Annotated in this window: 4 protein-coding genes and 1 pseudogene; all 5 read left to right on the plus strand. The window is 38.3% G+C overall.

Annotation, left to right across the window (positions count from 1 at the left end):
- Nucleotides 1-701: 701 nt before the first annotated feature.
- Complete coding sequence (locus HRT50_RS18410; protein ID WP_291617219.1) at nt 702-1,082, plus strand: ATP synthase subunit I; 381 nt, start codon at nt 702-704, stop codon at nt 1,080-1,082.
- 67 nt (nt 1,083-1,149) lie between these two features.
- On the plus strand, nt 1,150-1,947 hold the full coding sequence (gene atpB / locus HRT50_RS18415; protein WP_291617221.1) for a F0F1 ATP synthase subunit A: 798 nt from the start codon (nt 1,150-1,152) through the stop codon (nt 1,945-1,947).
- A 179-nt stretch (nt 1,948-2,126) separates the two neighbouring features.
- Nucleotides 2,127-2,363: a F0F1 ATP synthase subunit C gene (gene atpE, locus HRT50_RS18420; protein ID WP_291617223.1), complete on the plus strand. Its 237-nt coding sequence runs from the start codon at nt 2,127-2,129 to the stop codon at nt 2,361-2,363.
- Nucleotides 2,364-2,411: 48 nt separating this feature from the next.
- Nucleotides 2,412-2,882, plus strand: a complete 471-nt coding sequence (atpF, locus tag HRT50_RS18425) for a F0F1 ATP synthase subunit B (RefSeq protein WP_291617225.1) — start codon at nt 2,412-2,414, stop codon at nt 2,880-2,882.
- 12 nt (nt 2,883-2,894) lie between these two features.
- Nucleotides 2,895-2,988, plus strand: a pseudogene (locus HRT50_RS18430) (F0F1 ATP synthase subunit delta); the annotation flags it as partial.

Here is a 2,988-nt window from a genome sequence, read left to right on the forward strand (position 1 = left end):
TGTGCTTCGGCACACGAGAAGCCCGTTACGAAAGTAACGGGCTTTTTTCTGTCTGTTTTAAAATTCTATTTAGTGTAGCGACCATGACGCTGTGGCCCCACTGATCACATTCAATGCCGCGGCGCTTCAGCAGTAAAACGAAGTTGTGGCGTAGATGGTAAGCGTGTGGGAGTTCTTCTCTTTATGTGAGAGTAGGACCTTGCTAAAATTCTGTTAGCTAATAATTAATAAAAAAAACCGTATCTTACGCAGGATCTAATCCGGCTTAGGTGAAGTTGATGCCCTGCTGCTACGTAAATTATGCATGCATGTCCTAAGGTACAGTAAGTAAGTAATAAATGGATGGGTTTACATAATAGCTAATATTTATCTTTGCGGTTTCTTGTAATTGGCTCTTCGCTTCCTGTAGTGGAGTTATAACGCTGATAAAAATATTGAATGGCTCTAGTGTATTGATCAAGTTTTATAGCTTATTTTGCTACTTGAAGCTCTTATGTAGCCAGTAACAAATAGACATTAATTAGAAGAGTATTTCCTTAGCAAATATAAATTATTCGCACAAATATAGTGCGTGGATTGCCCTTATATCTTGCAAAAACGGACAAGTTAAGTATACTTGCGCAAACTTTTTAGCGTTAAAGCTTTTACTTTAAAAAACTATATGACATACGACTCACTTCGTATCTGTGTAAAATATATCTATGAAAAATACAATAACAGCAGCTGGGCGGAAATTTGCTTGGCAACAGATTGCTTTCATGGTCACAGTAGTATTGTTTTTAACGTTAATCATATGTTTTTTATGGGGATGGACCATTGCTAAATCTGCATTGATTGGTGGTTTTATTGCAATCATTCCTAATATGTTATTCGCCTATAAAGCTTTTAAATATGCTGGGGCACAAGCCTCTAGAAAAGTAATTGACTCCTTTTTTAGCGGAGTAAAATTGAAAGTGGCCTTGATGGCTTTATTACTAGCACTCGCCTTCAAATTTATAGTGCTGGTGCCAATGCCATTTTTTGCAATGTTTAGCTTAGTATTGTTTTTGCCCGCGGTAACCCCGCACCTATTTAAACACTAAGCCGTAATTGCTCATAAACAGAATTTACAAAATTTTAATTTAAACTTTAATCATTAGGAACATTAATATGTCTGCAGCTGCTGCTACTGAAGCAACACTAACCAGCCAAGAATATATTAAACATCATTTAACTAATTTAACGGTAGGTGAAGGCTTTTGGAGCTGGAACTTAGATTCGTTAGGTTGGGCGGTGTTTTTAGGCTTGGTCTTTCTTACTATTTTCCGTAGCGTTGCTAAAAAAGCAACGCCGGGCGTACCAGGTAAACTGCAATGTGCAGTTGAAATGGTAGTAGAATTTGTTGATGGCAGTGATAAGGACACTTTTCACGGTAAAAATGACCTTATCGCTCCATTAGCTTTGACTATATTTGTCTGGATTTTATTGATGAATGCCATGGATTGGGTGCCGGTAGATTTAATACCTTGGTTAATTAGTTTAGCTACGGGTATGGATATGGCTGATATTTATATGAAACCAGTACCAACAGCTGACCTTAGTACTACCCTTGCCCTAGCGGGTGGCGTATTCATTCTTATTATCTACTATTCAATCAAAGTAAAAGGCTTTGGTGGTTTTATGAAAGAGCTTTACACCCAGCCTTTTGGTCATTGGTCTTTATATCCAGTGAACTTTTTACTTGAAGTAGTTACCTTATTAGCGCGTCCTTTATCATTAGCATTACGTTTATTTGGTAACTTATATGCAGGTGAATTGATCTTCTTACTAATTGCGACATTGGGTCTATACCAATTACCATTGCATTTTATATGGGCAGTGTTCCACTTGTTGGTTATCCCATTACAGGCGTTTATCTTTATGATGCTAACTATTGTATACCTTAGTTTAGCGCACGAAGATCACTAGATTTTCTAGAGAAATTTAGAACAACGGAGGTTGGCCCGAGAGGGAGAGGCAGGAAGCCTAGAAAACTAATTCTTCAGGGAAGGATTTAAACGACGGAGGTCGCCCGAAGGGGATGGCAGGAAGCCAAATTAACTAATTTACTTTTTTAAACTTTAACTTTAAACAATCGGAGAAAAAAAATGGAAGATATTGGCTTAGTGTATATTGCAGCAGCATTACTAATTGGTTTAGGCGCTTTAGGTACAGCAATCGGTTTTGGTTTATTAGGTGGTAAATTCTTAGAATCTGCTGCTCGTCAACCTGAACTTGCACCACAACTACAAGTTAAAATGTTCATCGTAGCTGGTCTTATTGATGCTATCGCGATGATCGGTGTTGCAATGGGCTTATACATCTTATTCGTTGTACTCGGTTAATTTAGCCACTTTATTTTTTAAACGAATAATTGATTAGGAGGTACACAAATGAATATTAATGCCACGATTATTGGCCAGTTAATTGCGTTTGTCGTATTTGTAATTTTCTGTATGAAGTTTGTATGGCCGCCACTTATGGCTGCTATCGAAGCTCGTCAAGCAACTATTGCTGATGGACTTGCTGCTTCAGACCGTGCTGCTAAAGATCTTGAGCTTGCTCAAGAGAAAGCTACAGCTCAATTAAAAGAAGCTAAAGTTCAAGCTGCATCAATTGTTGATGCCGCTAAAAAACTTGAAGCTAAAATTGTTGAAGAAACTGCTAGCAAAGCACAAGTTGAGAAAGAAAGAATCTTAGCTTCAGGTCATGCAGAAATAGAGACTGAACGTAACCGAGTTAAAGAAGAATTGCGTGCACAAGTTGCCGTTCTTGCTATTGCCGGAGCCGAGAAAATTCTTGAGCGTTCAATTGATGCCGCTGCACATAGCGACATCTTAGATAAACTCGTTGCTGAACTTTAAGAGGAAAGAGCTATGTCTGAATTGACAACTGTCGCTCGTCCTTATGCTAAAGCAGCGTTCGAATTTGCTGTTGAAGCTAAAGCAATTGATAGCTGGTTAACCCAGT

The organism is Colwellia sp. (genome assembly GCF_013215345.1).
GTDB lineage: Bacteria > Pseudomonadota > Gammaproteobacteria > Enterobacterales > Alteromonadaceae > Colwellia.